The following is a 13,618-nucleotide window of genomic DNA, read 5'->3' as shown; positions in this document are numbered from 1 at the left end:
CCACACAGGTGTGCCGTTTACCGCAGCCATATGACGAAGCAGCAGCCCCCCGGTGCGGTGGCTGCTGCTTCGACATTTTCCGTCGGTATCAGGCGGGCGCCAGACCGACCGTGACGTCAAGGGTAAGGGTTTCGTCACCGCGCACCAGTTCGACCTCTGTGGACTCCCCTTCAGCGAGCATCCGCACGGCGGCCGTGAGCGACTGTGGGTCCTCGATCGGGAAATTACCGACGCGGGTGATGATGTCGCCTTCCTGAAAACCTGCAGTTTCGGCCGGGCTGCCCGATTCGATGGACTGCACCTGCGCACCGACGGAAAAGGAACTGCTGCCCTGGGCGCCGCCGGACGCGGCGGCGCCGACGCTCACCCCCAGGAAACCGTGCGTGGCCTTGCCGTTGGCAATGATTTCCTCGGCGACGCGCTGAGCGTAGTTAATCGGAATGGAGAAGCCGACGCCGATGTTGCCGGCGCTCTCGCCGGTGCCGGCTGAGGCGATTGCCACGTTGACGCCGATGATCTCACCCTCGGAGTTGACCAGTGCACCGCCGGAGTTGCCCTGGTTGATGGCGGCATCCGTCTGTATCACGTTGAGGTAGATCGATCCCTGGCCGCCCTGCTGGGGGGCTTGGGATCCGTCCGGTGGGAGGAAGTTGAAGCCGTCGCCCGAATCCTGTTCCGGTGCGTCCGCCTGTTCCTCGGGAACGGCGGACGACTGCACACTGATGGTGCGGTTGAGGGTCGAAATGATGCCGTCAGTGACGGTGCCGCTGAGGCCCAGCGGGGCGCCGATCGCGATGGCGACATCACCAACGTTCAGCTCGGAGGAATCGGCGAGCGTTGCAGGTTGAAGATCGGGAGCATCAATCTTGATCACCGCGAGGTCGGAGAGTGGATCCGTGCCGACCACCTGCGCCTGGAAAACCCGCCCGTCATTGGTCCGCACTTCAACGGCAGGTTCGGCGACCTGACCACCCAGGGTGACAACGTGGGTATTGGTGACAATGTGCCCATCAGCATCAAGGATGATGCCGGAACCGGAGCCACCCGAGCCACCGCCGCTGACGGAGATGGTCACGACGCTGGGCGACGCTTTGGCCGCCGCGCCCGTGATCTCGTTGACGCTCTCCGTGTCATTGATCACGACGGACTGGGGCTGGGAGCCGCCGTTGGTCGAGATCGGGGCGCCCGACTCGAACAGTGCATCAGCGCCGGCAACTACACCGCCGCCGATGAGCCCCGCAACCAGCATGCCCGCAAGGAAAGTTCCTGTACCGACCCGCTTCTTCGGCTCACGCTGCTTCTTTCCGTATCCGTCATGGCCCGCATACGGGGCGGGTCCGAACGACGCGCCCGTGGACTGGGGGCTGCCCGCGAAGTGGTCCTCGTGCTCGGATCCGGGACCCTCAAACGGCGACGTGAAGGGATCGGCCTGATGCTGCTGCGTCGAGGGAAAGTTCGGGTTACGGCTGGGAGGATTCTGGGGCCGGGGCGGAAGCGGTCCGTCGTATGAACCGGGGGTGTTCTCGGTCATCGGTTGTCCTTTCAGTGGTGCTCCCTGAACTATGGCAAAACAGCCTGTAATAACGGCTGACGTTGCCTGTACGGCAGCTGTGAACCAGCCGAACGCGTTGGTGCCTTATGTCATTGTCCCGCACCGACGAATGGAGCGGTGAGCCGGAAGGTTTCGCTCGGGGCATAGCCTTCCCGGTGGACGGCCCCCAGAGCGCACCATAGAATCGCAATCAGGCGAACCCCCGGGATTTATGCCTTGCACAACGGCGGTTTGCCAGTTCCCGGACCGCCCGGCGGACACTGCTGAAGGGTCGTGAATGAAGTCGAGCATCACACGCATCTGCTCCGCCGCAGGTGTTGGAACATTGGCTCTGCTGAGCCCGCTGGTTGCCGCGCCGGCCTACGCAGTCGATCCTGTCGACTTCAGTTCGGAGACGGTGGTGGACCAGGCTGATGTCCTCACCGACGCTGAACAGCAACAGGTGGAGCAGTCCATCGAGCAGCTCCAGAGCGAGCATGGTTACACGCTGCACGTCGCCTACATTGACTCCTTCAGTAACCCGTCCAGTCCGCGTGAATGGGCCGCCGCGACTGCCGAACTCAGTGGGTTCCAGGCTGATGACGCAATTTTCGTGGTCGGCGTCGATGACCGCACCGGCGGTATCCTCGCGGACAGCTCGAGCGTGGTCGATGACGAATCCACCGCGATCTACCAAAGCTTTGCGATCCCTGAGTTAAGGGAAGACGATTGGGCAGGCGCAGCCATTGCAGCCACCACCGGCGTTGACCAGGTCCTTGACGGCGGCACACTGGGCACCGCTGGAGCCTCCGACGTCGGCGGTGGCGGCTCAGTCCTGTTCATCGGTGCACTTCTGGCTCTTGCCGGTGCAGGCGGCTACTTCTATCTCCGGTCGAAGAGCCGGAAACCCACTCCGCAGGATCAGCGCCAGCACCCCTCGGAGATAGAGTTCGGTCCGGGCCGTGGAGCCGACGGACAGGTGCTCGATCCTTTGGCCTCCCTCAGCGTGGAGGACTTGCGCCGTCGTGCGGGAAGCCTGCTGGTCGCCGCTGATGACGCCATCAAGTCCAGTGAACAGGAACTCGGTTTCGCGCAGGCCCAGTACGGCGATGAAGCAGTGAAGCCGTTCGCGGAGGACATCGCTGCCGCGAAGGCCCATATGAGCGAGTCGTTCAAACTTCAGCAGCAACTCGACGACCACATTCCGGACACGGAAGAGGACCAGAGAAAGTGGCTCGGCGACATCATTCGCCGCTGCGAGTCGGTGAACGTGAGCCTCCAGGAACACAAGACCGATTTCGACGCCCTGCGGAAGCTGGAACGCAACGCTCCGCGGGCGTTGGCGGACGCGCAGGCCGCTGCGGGCGATGTCGGAACCGGTCTGGCGGCAGCTGAGGGAACCTTGCGGCAACTCCAGAGGAAGTACGCCGCCTCGGCGACGTCACAGATCGAAGACAATGTTGACCAGGCGCGCGAGCGGCTGCAGTTCGTCGACAATGCCGCTTCCACGGCCCAGAGGCAACTGTCGGAAGGTAATACCAGTGCCGCCGTCGTTGCCGTTCGCGCCACGGAAGAGGGCGTCCACCAGACGAAGGTCCTTCTTGAAGCAATCGATCGCCGAGCAGCGGAACTGGACACGGCTGAACGTGAGATGCACAGGGCCGTCTCGGATACGACCCAGGACCTCGCCCAGGCGCAGGCCATGCTGGCTGCAGGATCGAATCCGGAACTCGCCGGTCCCGTGGCAGGGGCCAAGGCTGCGCTGGAGTCGGTGGAACGTGAGATCGGATCCGGAAAGATCGACCCTGTGTCGCTCCTCCAACGCGTCGAGAACACGCACATGCAGCTGGACTCCGCAATCGGCGGAGTCCGTGACCAAGCGGAACAGATCCGCAGAGCGCGAGAGACCCTGCAGCACACCATCATGGCTGCCCAGTCGCGCATTTCCGGAACGTCGGACTACATTCGCGCCCGCCGCGGCGGAGTGGGCAGCGAGGCCCGGACGCGTTTGGCGGAAGCAGAGCGCAACCTTGACTACGCGATGCGCATACAGACTGAGGACCCTGTGACCGCACTCTCCCATGCGCAGCAGGCCGCAGCCCTCGCGGAGCAGGCCGGCCAGATCGCGCAAAGCGACGTGGACGGCTTCGGCGGACGTATGGGCGGCTTCGGCGGAGGCGGCATGTTCGGCGGCCGTGGAGACGGCATGGGCGGTGCCCTCCTCGGAGGCATTCTCATTGGTTCCATCCTCAACGGGGGCGGCCACGGCGGCGGGATCTTCGGCGGCGGCGGTGGCGGGTTCAGCGGAGGCGGCGACGGCGGCGGCATGTTCGGCGGCGGTGGGTTCGGTGGGTTCGACGCCGGCGGCGGCGGATTCGGCGACTTCGGGGGCGGCTTCGGAGATTTCTAGGTGAGAGACCTCAAAAGGCAGTGAATTACTCAGGCAGATCGAAAGGTATCCCATGGTAAAGCAATCAATTTTCGGACGTATCGCAACACTGGCGAAAGCCAACATCAACGCACTGCTGGATCAGGCGGAAGACCCCCAGAAGTTGCTCGACCAGATGGTCCGTGATTACTCGAACAGCATCGCCGAGGCGGAGAGCGCGGTTGCGCAGACCATCGGCAACCTGCGCATGCTGCAGGAGGATTACAACGAGGACCGCGAGAACGCGCGTAACTGGGGCAACAAGGCGCTCGCAGCGTCGAAGAAGGCCGACGAGTACCGCGCATCAGGTGACGTTGCGGACGCTGAGAAGTTTGACAATCTTGCCAAGGTGGCCATTCAGCGCCAGATGACCGCCGAAAACGAGGCCAAGGGCGCCGAGCCGACCATCGCTTCGCAGACCGAGATCGTCGAGAAGCTCAAGACCGGGCTTAACCAGATGAAGGGCAAGCTCAACGAGCTGACGAGCAAGCGTGATGAACTCATTGCCCGCTCGCGCACCGCGGCGGCCCAATCGCAGGTGCACGACGCCATGAAGAGCATCGATTTCATGGATCCCACCAGCGAGGTCGGCCGCTTCGAGGAGAAAATCCGTCGCGAGGAAGCCCGTGTCCTCGGCCAGGCCGAACTGACCAACTCGAGTCTTGACGCGCAGTTCGAGAGCCTTGAGGACCTGGGCGAACAGAGCGAGATTGAGGCTCGCCTCGCCGCCCTCAAGTCAGGCGGTTCCGGTGCCGACTCGCCGTCTGCGATCGAGCAGGGCGAGGAAAGCCCGAAGTACTGACTGCAGCCCTCCTGGACGACGGCGGTTCCCCACGGGGCCGCCGTCGTTAGCGTTAACGGGTGGTCGTCCGCCGGAGCCCACACTGCAGACGCCGGCACACCGCTCGTATTCAGGGACCGGCGGTAGATTGGGCGGTATGGCCCTGACCGTGGTGTGGCTTCGTGATGATCTACGCATCGCAGATAACCCTGCCCTGCACGCGGCAGCGGAGCGCGGCGCCGTCGTCGTCTGTTATGTACTGGACGAGGTGAGCGAGGGAATACGGCCGCTCGGGAGTGCCTCCCGCTGGTGGCTTCACCACTCGCTGTCCTCGCTCGCCGCGGCCCTCGACCAGCGTGGGATCCCGCTGGTGCTGCGGTCAGGTCGGGCAGTGGAGGTGGTCCCCCGTCTCGTTGAAGAGTCAAGGGCCGACGCTGTCTTCTGGAACCGTCGATACACACTGGCTGAGCGGAACATCGACGCCGCGCTCAAAGCATCGCTGGGTGAGGACGGCTTCCAGGTACACAGCTTCCAGGCGAGCCTGCTGTTCGAACCCTGGGAAGTGACTACAGGCAGCGGTTCCCCGTACAGGGTGTTCGGCCCCTTCTGGCGCGCATGCCAGAACCGGCCGGCTCCCCGTGCACCCCTCGATGTGCCGCCGGTGCTGAGCGGCCCAGGGATCGCTTCGGAAGACCTCGACGCATGGCAGCTGCTTCCCGCTGCACCCGACTGGGCAGGCGGCCTCCGAGAGACCTGGGAACCCGGCGAGCAGAGAGCACAGGCGCTGCTCGGACGTTTCCTGACGGAGATTCTCGACGGTTACGCGCAGTCCCGGCAGCTGCCGAACGTTGAGGGAACCAGCCGCCTTTCGCCGCATCTGCGGTTCGGTGAGGTCAGCCCCTTCCAGGTGTGGCATTCCGCCCAGACCGGTTCGACAGCTGCGCCGGCGAAAGACCTGACCGTCTTCACCCAGGAACTCGGCTGGCGCGACTTCTGTTGGCAGCTGCTGTACCACCAACCGCACCTCGCCACGGAGAACTACCGCACGGAATTCAACGCCTTCCCCTGGCAGCAGCCGGACAGGCAGGAGCTCGACGCGTGGCGTTACGGTCGCACAGGATTTCCCCTGATCGACGCAGGCATGCGCCAGCTCTGGCACTCCGGATGGATGCACAATCGGGTGCGCATGGCCGTCGGTTCATTCCTCGTCAAGAACATGATGGTGGACTGGCGGGTGGGCGAGCAGTGGTTCTGGGACACCCTGGTGGACGCAGACCCGGCCAACAACGCTGCGAACTGGCAGTGGGTGGCCGGCTCGGGGGCGGACGCCGCACCCTACTTCCGCATCTTCAACCCGGTCACGCAGAGCAAGAAGTTCGACGCCGACGGGGGTTACCTCCGTCGGTGGGTGCCGGAACTGCGCTCCCTTGCGAACATTCACGAACCATGGAAGGAAGCGCCCGCAGGATATCCCCCGCCGCTACTGGACCTGAAAGCCTCGCGTGATCAGGCACTCACCGCGTATCAGGACCTCCGGCGGCGGTAGCTGCTTTCATTGACCGCCGCTTGAGTACGCGCGGCACAGCCACCCACAATGCGAGGATGACCGTGGCAAGACTTGCCGCAGTGATGGTCCCCGCCGTCCGGTTCAACACAATGTCGAAGATCAGACCCGTCGTCCCAATCAGAACCATCGCCACCAGCACCATGGTGATCCACAGAATTCGATGTGCGTTGGTAACCAGCGATTCCTTGATGCGCAATCGGAAGAACGTCCGATGCATGATCACCGTGCCCAGCAACAACGCTGTGATCAGTGCGGACAGCACCACCAGCCCCAGATAGATGACGATCTGGAAGGAATCCAGCTCACTGAACCGCGACTGGAACGGCAAGGTGAGCAGGAATCCAGTGAGGATCTGGATACCGGTCTGAAGTACCCGGAGTTCCTGCAGCAATTCCAGCCAGTTGCGGTCGACTCGCTGCAGAGCCGTCTCCCCGCGCTCCCTATCGCCCCCCACCATGCCGTGATCGATCATGGACATAGTGTAGGTGAGCCACGGTGCACGAGGGCGAAAGATCCGGGAATAACAATGGTCCTGGAAGCTGAGCTTCCAGGACCATTGTCTTCTTGTTGCGGGGGCAAGATTTGAACTTGCGACCTCTGGGTTATGAGCCCAGCGAGCTACCGAACTGCTCCACCCCGCGGCGTGATTACTACTCTACCCGCCGCGGGGCCGGATCCCAAATCGGGGCCGGAGTGGCTTATTCGGCGGCTCCTGAAAGGCGCGTTTCAGCATCCAGTGCCCGCTGCAGAGCCGCGCCCAGCCGCTCCTGAGCCTCGCCGTAGGCCGCGAAGTCACCCTCCGCGAGGGCTGCCTGGCCCTCCTGAATAGCAGCGTTCGCGTCCTCCAGCGCTGCCCGGAGGTCAGCTGCCGGATCGCCTGTGCCCGGGTCTGCGGGGGTGGTGGGCTCTTCGGTTGGTTCTTCTGTTGGCTCCGCCGGCTCCTCACCCGTAGGCGGCGCGGGATCATTCGGAGTCTCGCCCACGTTTTCGCTGTCTCCGGTAACCGCACCCGAATCACCCTGGAAGACCTGATCGAGCGCTTCCGCCAACGTCGGTGCGAACCCGACCTGTTCGCCGAAGCTCACCAGCACACGACGCAGGACCGGGAAGGACGAGTCGCCGGAGGACTGGACGTAGACCGGCTGAACATAGGCAATACCGCCACCGATGGGCAGCGTGAGCAGGTTGCCGCTGATCACTTCAGAGGCACCCTGGCGGAGCAGGTTCAGCTCCTGGGAGACCTCTGTGTCCGAGTTGAACAGGTTAGCCGCCTGGCCCGGTCCCACTGCCGAGTCCTGGCCGGAGGAATCGAGCAGACGCAACGCTCCGTAAGTCTCCGCCTTCACCCCGTCCTCGCCGGTGCCCGCGTCGCCGTCCGCCGCGAGGAATCCGTACAGAATGTTGCGCGGCTCCTGGCCCTCCGGCACAAACGGGATGAATGGAGTCGTAAGCGAGAAGCTGGCTGAATCCTGATCAGGCATCTGGAGCGAGAGGTAGAACGGAGGTTGCTTGACCGGCCGTTCGCCGTCCTCCAGTGTCGGGTCGACCGGCACCGCCCAAGCCTGGTTGTTGCTGTAGAACGGCTGCGTCTGGGTCACGTGGTACCGGGCCAACAGTTCACGCTGCACCTTGAAGAGATCCTCCGGGTACCGGACGTGCGCCATGAGGTCGGCCGACATCTCGCTGTACGGCTGCAGGGAGGAAGGATACACGTCCTGCCAGGCTTGGAGGATGGGATCCTGGTCATCCCACGCGTACAGGTCAACGGAACCGTCGTAGGCGTCAACCGTGGCCTTTACTGCGTTCCGGATGTAGTTCACCTGCTCAGCAGGCAAGGCAGTAGCCACGCCCTCCGCCGTCAGGGAATCAACCGTCGCTGACTGCAACTCCTGCCGGGTGGAGTACGGGTACTCGGCGGTAGTGGTGTAACCGTCGATGATCCACTTGACGCGACCATCCACAATCGCGGGATAGGTGTTGCTGTCCAGGGTGAGATACGGCGCTACCTTCTCCACGCGCTCAACCGGATCACGGTCGTACAGGATCTGCGAATCGTTGTTCACCTGGTCCGACAGCAACAGGTCGGTGGACTGGAACTTCAGGGCATAAACCAGCCGGTTGAAGAAGTTTCCGACCAGCGGCCCGCCGTCTCCCTGGAAGGTGCTCCGAGCCTCCTGGTCAGACTCCTCTGTCTGGGGGCGGTCGATTTCGAGGGGCGTAGCACCCTCGGGAGCGCCCACGATGGAGTATTCCGGAGATTCTTCCCCGAAGTAGATACGAGGTTCGAATGTGCTTTCATCACCGAGCACACCCGTGGAAGGGATGCCGGACTGGATGAACCGGGGGCGCCCATCCGGCTGGACTGTGGATCCGGCAGCCGCCACCACACCATAACCATGCGTGTAGTACACGTGCTCGTTGATCCAGCCGGCAGGTACACCGGCCGTGTTGAGCTCGCGTACGGCGATCACCGTATCCTCGATCTTGCCGTCGATCTCGTAGCGGTCGACGTTCAGGATTTCCGGGAACTGGTAGTACTGCCGGAACTGCTGCAGCTGACTGAAGGCATCACTGACGAGGTTCGGATCCAGCAAACGAATATTCGCCGTGGTCTCACCGTCTTCATTGAGGGCTCCCTCCTGGGGAACTTCCTCCGCGTTGTAGTCATTGACCTGCACCTGTTCGAGGCCGTAAGCCGCGCGAGTCAGCTCTATATTGCGCTCGATGAAAGGCTCTTCACGGCTGAATTCCGAGGGGACCACCTGGAATCGCTGGATCACCCACGGGTAGACACCGCCGGCCAGGATGGCAGTGATGACCAGCATCGCCGTGCCGATGACCGGAAGCCGCCAGCGGCCGATCACCGCAGAGACGATGAAGAGGATCGCCACGATGATTGCAGCAGCCGCCAGAATGGCCTTTGTCGGTATGACAGCGTTCACGTCCGTGTAGAGCGCGCCCGCCCACTTACCACTGCTGCTGGTGACCGTGGCGTATCGGTCCAGCCAGTAGTTGACTCCCTGCAGGATCAGGAAGAGCGCCGCGAGGACTGCGATATGGGTGCGGGCGGCCCTGCTGGTGAACAGCCCCTTTTCCTCGAGCCGTATGCCGCCGTACAGGTAGTGCGTGAGCACGCCCGCGATGCCGCTGATGACGACGACGCTTACAAGGAACCCGAGCAGGAAGTTCAGGAACGGCAGGGTGAACACATAGAACGCGATATCCAGCCCAAACTCCGGATCCCTTTCGCCGAACGGGACCGAGTTGAAGAACAGGAGCATTCGTTCCCATTGCGATGACGCGGCCGTCCCGGCGAAGGCTCCGAGCACAATCGGGATACCGATCATGAGCAGCCGGCGGATTGGCTCAAGTTGGGCCTGATAGCGGTTCAGGTTGTCCTGCACGCTGCTGTCGGGCGCATAGATAGGCCGGGAACGGTAAGCGATGCGCAGGCTCAGGTAAACACTGGCTCCCATAATCAGGAACGCAGTCACGAAGAGGCCTATCCGCGAGAGGTTCTCGGTGACAAACACCTCGAGGAACCCAAGCTGGTTGTACCAGAGCACATCGGCGTAAATCTGCGAGAAGTAAACGAAACCTACGACGAGCAGTCCGAGAACAATCAGGGTGGGAACCAGCGGTCCGCGCCGTCTGGTCGGGGACGAGTACGGTTGGCTAGGGCTGCTGCCAAATGGCCGGTCTGGTCCGGATGTCACTATTACCTCATCGTCGGGGGTACTGGAATGCTGGACACGCGCGTAGGCGCATGGATCCACTCATGTTCATTCTGCCTTGTGCACGTCTGGCCCACACAATCGAGTTCCGCCTGAACGGGAGCACCCATCAATCGTTTCCCAATCGTGTCCAAATAGGGTCAGGGCCGCACCGTTAGTCGTCGCAGGAAGGGAGCTTCGCGCCGTCGTCGTTGTCTTCTCCCAGCGTGCCGACAGCAGTGACAGCGTCCTCAAGGGTCTCGACGCGGATCACCCGCAACCCGTCCGGAACATGGCCGATCACTTCGCCGCAGTTCGCCGCCGGCGCGAGGAAGACCTCTGCGCCTGACTCCCGGGCGCCGGCCAGTTTCTGCCGGATCCCCCCGATCGGTCCGACGGCGCCGGAGGAGTCGATGGTCCCGGTTCCGGCGAAGTGCTTCCCGCCGGTCAGTTGCCCCTCGGTCAGTTTGTCCACGATTCCAAGCGCGAACATCATGCCGGCTGACGGGCCCCCTACATTGTTCAACGCAATCTGGACGTCGAAGGGGAACTGGAATTCGGACATCAGGAAAACCCCAAGCTGATAGTCGCCGGAGTCCCCCTTGCGCGGCTCCACCGATTCCACAACGGTCTCGCCGTCCCGGGTGACAGTGATTTCGACGATTTCTCCGCCCGCCGCATTCAATGCATCCTTCAGCGGCTGCAACGACTCGATCTCCTCATCCTCGATCCGGGTGAGAAGGTCCCCTTCCTGAAGGATGCCTTCGGCTGCCGACTCGGGCGCGAAGCCCACAACCGAGAGCGTTTCCTCGTACGGAATCTCCAGGTGCGAGAGCGCTGCTGCAACCGCCGTCTCCTGAGAGGACGTCATTGCTTCGGCGTTCTGCTGTTCGATGTCAGACTCCGAGACTTCGGGCGGGTAGACCAGTTCACGGGGCGTGACGGCCTGGGCCGGATCCGCCCAGGCGCGGAAGGCGTCAAAGATGCTGACCTGTTGCCCGGGCCCGCCCGCGACGAATACTGTGGTCAGGTCCAGCGCGCCGTCCGTCGGGTAGGTTTCTCGGCCTTCAACGGTGATCAGCGGTTCCTCGTTGATCTGCCCGATGGTGTTGAAGGTGGGACCGGGCGATTCGACCACGTAGGGAGAGGGCAACAGCACAGCCGCTGCTCCGAGACCCAGCGCGAGCAAACCCGAAACCGACATCACCGTGAAGCGGGGGTCCCGTTTCACGGCATCATGCTGTGGCCGGTTCGTCTCCCGGGAAAGGGGCTGGGTCAAGGGGTGTCACCTTCAGGTTAGGGGCGCCCGGTGCACCGCGGTGAAGCGGATGAAAGGGCATCACATCTCAAGCCTACAAGCGAATCATGCAGCCGACGCGGTGGCTGGTCGCATGTGCTTTGCCTAGAGCGAACTCCTGCACCGTGTGCAGGACAAGTGCAGGGGCTGAAGGTAACGTTTGAGAGATCGCGACGGGCCATAGCTGCACGCTCACTGGTGCGCCCTTCGCGCGGTTGCAGGACCGCTCCCGCGGCCGAAAAACTTTTTCGAGCAAGATTCGACCAAGGACCGGTGGTATCGATGAGTTCCAATCCGTCGAACAACGACGACGACACTCCCAAGGATCCTCTTTCCGAGATGCTCGAGCGCCTGATGGGCGGCAACATGCAGGGAATGAACCCGCAGGAAATCGCAAAGGCGGCCGGGCTTCCGAACGACCCGCAAGCTATGGCGATGATAATGCAGCAGGTGCAGGCCATGTTTTCGGCACAGTCGGAAGGTCCGGTGAACTGGACCCTCGCCCGTGATCAGGCGCGGCGCGCAGCTGCCACAGGCGGTGATCCTTCGGTGAGCAGCACTGCCAAGCGCGAGGTCGACGACGCCCTGCGGCTCGCGGAAATGTGGCTCGGGCCTGTCACCGACTTCCCCGCCACGGCGCTGCTCGGCAAGGCATGGTCCCGTGCCGAGTGGGTCGAGGCAACCATGGACACCTGGAAGCGACTCACTGAACCGGTAGCCACCAGCATTGCGCTCGCTCTCTCCAATGCCATCACGGAGCAGATGCCGGAAGAGATGAAGACCATGATGGGCGGCGCTACGTCCATGCTGCAGAACATGGGCGGCGCGATGTTCGGGATGCAACTTGGTCAGGCAGTTGGCGCGCTCTCGCGGGACGTCGTGAGTTCGACAGACATCGGTATACCGCTGGCGGAGAACAGCATGGCGCTCCTCCCTGCCAACGTTGCGGCTTTCGGGCAGGGGCTGGACGTCTCCGAGTACGACGTCCGGCTGTTCCTGGCCGTCCGCGAAGCGGCCCATGTACGGCTCTTCACCCAGGTGCCTTGGCTGACGGGTCACCTCCTCGGCGCGATCGAGAGCTATGCGCGCGGCATTCACATCGACATGTCGAAAATTGAGGAAGTCGCACGGGACATCGATCCGTCCAACCCGGAATCACTCCAGAGCGCACTCTCGGAGGGCGTCTTCATGCCTGAGCGTACCCCCGCGCAGGATGCCGCACTTGCCCGCCTGGAGACCACACTGGCGCTCGTGGAAGGCTGGGTCGATGAACTGACCGCTGCCGCTACCGCGAACCTCGAATCTTCGGTCGCCCTGCGTGAAATGGTCCGCCGCCGCCGCGCTACGGGCGGACCGGCGGAGAATGCCTTCGCTTCCCTTGTGGGTCTGGAGTTGCGCCCACGTCGGTTGCGGGATGCCGCAGCCCTATGGGAACAGCTGCGCCAGGAGCGGGGAATCGCCGGACGCGACGCGATCTGGCAGCACCCGGATCTGCTTCCTACGCCGGAGGACCTTGATGATCCGGCCGGCTTCAGCAAGAGGCGTCAGTTGGCCGAATCGGATGGCGCCGATGTTGACGCCGCTCTCGAGAAGCTGCTCGCCGGCGGATTCGAACCGGATGCTGATGAGGCGTCAGCGGAAACTGAACAGTCTGACCCGGACGACGGTGCGGCTGATTCCAGCGGGGAGGATGACAGCGCACGCTGATCTGCGGCTGTGCTGCGCTCTCACCGCCCGCTTAGGCCGTGGTCCGCAGCGTACGCCGCGCCGAGCAGGAACGCTTTGGCGGTTTCGGTATGCGGGTAGCTCGTCAATAGAGCCCAGAACGTACTGTTATGCGAAGGCTCGATCAGATGCGCCATCTCGTGCAGGATCACGTAATCGATGACCCAGTCCGGCATCCCCTGCAGTTTGTGGGACAGCCGGATCGCCCGGGAAGCAGGAGTCGCGGACCCCCAGCGAGAATTCTGGTTGGTTACCCAGCGGACGCTCGCAGGAACTGCCCTGCCGCCAAGGTACTGCGAGGAGAGCTCCGCCGCCCGCTCGCTCAGCGCGGCTTCGGAATGGGCCGGACGGACGGACGTTGCGTGGAGCTTTGCGATCATCCGTTCCACCCACTGCTTCTCCTGCCGGGCAGTGAAGGAAGCGGGTATCGAGACGACCGCGACGCCGTCGCGCAGATCGACGCTGACCGTCCGCCGGCGGCGGGCCGACCGGCGCACTTCCACCGGATAAGGCGCGCTATTCGACATCATGCCCCTTTTCTTCACTTCGGACGCTGCTGACCACTGGGCGTGCGCT

General features: G+C 63.3%; 9 protein-coding genes and 1 tRNA gene. 4 read left to right on the top strand and 6 right to left on the bottom strand.

What is annotated here, in order from left to right:
* Positions 1-88: 88 nt before the first annotated feature.
* Complete coding sequence (locus AC5RTB_RS07005) at positions 89-1,531, bottom strand: S1C family serine protease (RefSeq protein ID WP_494060334.1); 1,443 nt, start codon at positions 1,529-1,531, stop codon at positions 89-91.
* A 298-nt stretch (positions 1,532-1,829) separates the two neighbouring features.
* Here AC5RTB_RS07005 and AC5RTB_RS07000 point away from each other — a divergent pair, with 298 nt between their 5' ends.
* The 3 genes from AC5RTB_RS07000 (at position 1,830) to AC5RTB_RS06990 (ending at position 6,286) form a co-directional block, all read left to right on the top strand.
* The gene (locus AC5RTB_RS07000) at positions 1,830-3,941 is read left to right on the top strand and encodes a TPM domain-containing protein (RefSeq protein ID WP_494060333.1); all 2,112 of its coding nucleotides are present in this window, start codon (positions 1,830-1,832) and stop codon (positions 3,939-3,941) included.
* Positions 3,942-3,993: 52 nt separating this feature from the next.
* Entirely contained in the window at positions 3,994-4,761 is a 768-nt protein-coding gene (locus AC5RTB_RS06995) for a PspA/IM30 family protein (protein WP_494060332.1), read from the top strand.
* A gap of 136 nt (positions 4,762-4,897) precedes the next feature.
* Positions 4,898-6,286 carry a cryptochrome/photolyase family protein gene (locus tag AC5RTB_RS06990; protein ID WP_494060331.1) on the top strand — a complete coding sequence of 463 codons (1,389 nt, stop codon included), beginning with the start codon at positions 4,898-4,900 and terminating at the stop codon, positions 6,284-6,286.
* On the opposite strand, the gene AC5RTB_RS06985 is transcribed toward AC5RTB_RS06990, so the two are convergent.
* The 4 genes from AC5RTB_RS06985 to AC5RTB_RS06970 all read right to left on the bottom strand — a co-directional run bounded on the left by AC5RTB_RS06985 (position 6,255) and on the right by AC5RTB_RS06970 (position 11,251).
* Positions 6,255-6,779, bottom strand: coding sequence for a DUF6328 family protein (locus tag AC5RTB_RS06985; protein ID WP_494060330.1), 525 nt, complete (start codon positions 6,777-6,779; stop codon positions 6,255-6,257). The two genes, AC5RTB_RS06990 and AC5RTB_RS06985, sit on opposite strands and share 32 nt — an antisense overlap.
* A 95-nt stretch (positions 6,780-6,874) precedes the next feature.
* Positions 6,875-6,948: transfer RNA gene (locus tag AC5RTB_RS06980), tRNA-Met, on the bottom strand.
* Positions 6,949-7,005: 57 nt separating this feature from the next.
* On the bottom strand, positions 7,006-10,023 hold the full coding sequence (locus AC5RTB_RS06975; RefSeq protein WP_494060329.1) for a UPF0182 family membrane protein: 3,018 nt from the start codon (positions 10,021-10,023) through the stop codon (positions 7,006-7,008).
* 172 nt (positions 10,024-10,195) lie between these two features.
* A complete protein-coding gene (locus tag AC5RTB_RS06970) occupies positions 10,196-11,251 on the bottom strand; it encodes a YlbL family protein (protein WP_494060328.1) in 1,056 nt (351 codons plus the stop codon).
* Positions 11,252-11,599: 348 nt separating this feature from the next.
* Between AC5RTB_RS06970 and AC5RTB_RS06965 the strand changes: the two genes are divergently transcribed.
* Positions 11,600-13,024: a zinc-dependent metalloprotease gene (locus AC5RTB_RS06965; RefSeq protein ID WP_494060327.1), complete on the top strand. Its 1,425-nt coding sequence runs from the start codon at positions 11,600-11,602 to the stop codon at positions 13,022-13,024.
* A gap of 20 nt (positions 13,025-13,044) precedes the next feature.
* Here AC5RTB_RS06965 and AC5RTB_RS06960 read toward each other — a convergent pair whose 3' ends face one another.
* Entirely contained in the window at positions 13,045-13,572 is a 528-nt protein-coding gene (locus AC5RTB_RS06960; protein ID WP_494060326.1) for a M48 metallopeptidase family protein, read from the bottom strand.
* Positions 13,573-13,618: the final 46 nt, after the last annotated feature.

The organism is Arthrobacter sp. M71 S08 (assembly GCF_059089725.1).
The sequence above is the reverse complement of the archived record's forward strand: the minus strand, read 5'-3'. Positions and strand labels throughout refer to the sequence as shown.

Coding starts and splice junctions, on each gene's coding strand:
- AC5RTB_RS07005 (WP_494060334.1), bottom strand. CDS start 1,531: ATGACCGAGAACACCCCCGGTTCATACGACGGACCGCTTCCGCCCCGG.
- AC5RTB_RS06960 (WP_494060326.1), bottom strand. CDS start 13,572: ATGATGTCGAATAGCGCGCCTTATCCGGTGGAAGTGCGCCGGTCGGCC.
- AC5RTB_RS06985 (WP_494060330.1), bottom strand. CDS start 6,779: ATGATCGATCACGGCATGGTGGGGGGCGATAGGGAGCGCGGGGAGACG.
- AC5RTB_RS06965 (WP_494060327.1), top strand. CDS start 11,600: ATGAGTTCCAATCCGTCGAACAACGACGACGACACTCCCAAGGATCCT.
- AC5RTB_RS06995 (WP_494060332.1), top strand. CDS start 3,994: ATGGTAAAGCAATCAATTTTCGGACGTATCGCAACACTGGCGAAAGCC.
- AC5RTB_RS07000 (WP_494060333.1), top strand. CDS start 1,830: ATGAAGTCGAGCATCACACGCATCTGCTCCGCCGCAGGTGTTGGAACA.
- AC5RTB_RS06990 (WP_494060331.1), top strand. CDS start 4,898: ATGGCCCTGACCGTGGTGTGGCTTCGTGATGATCTACGCATCGCAGAT.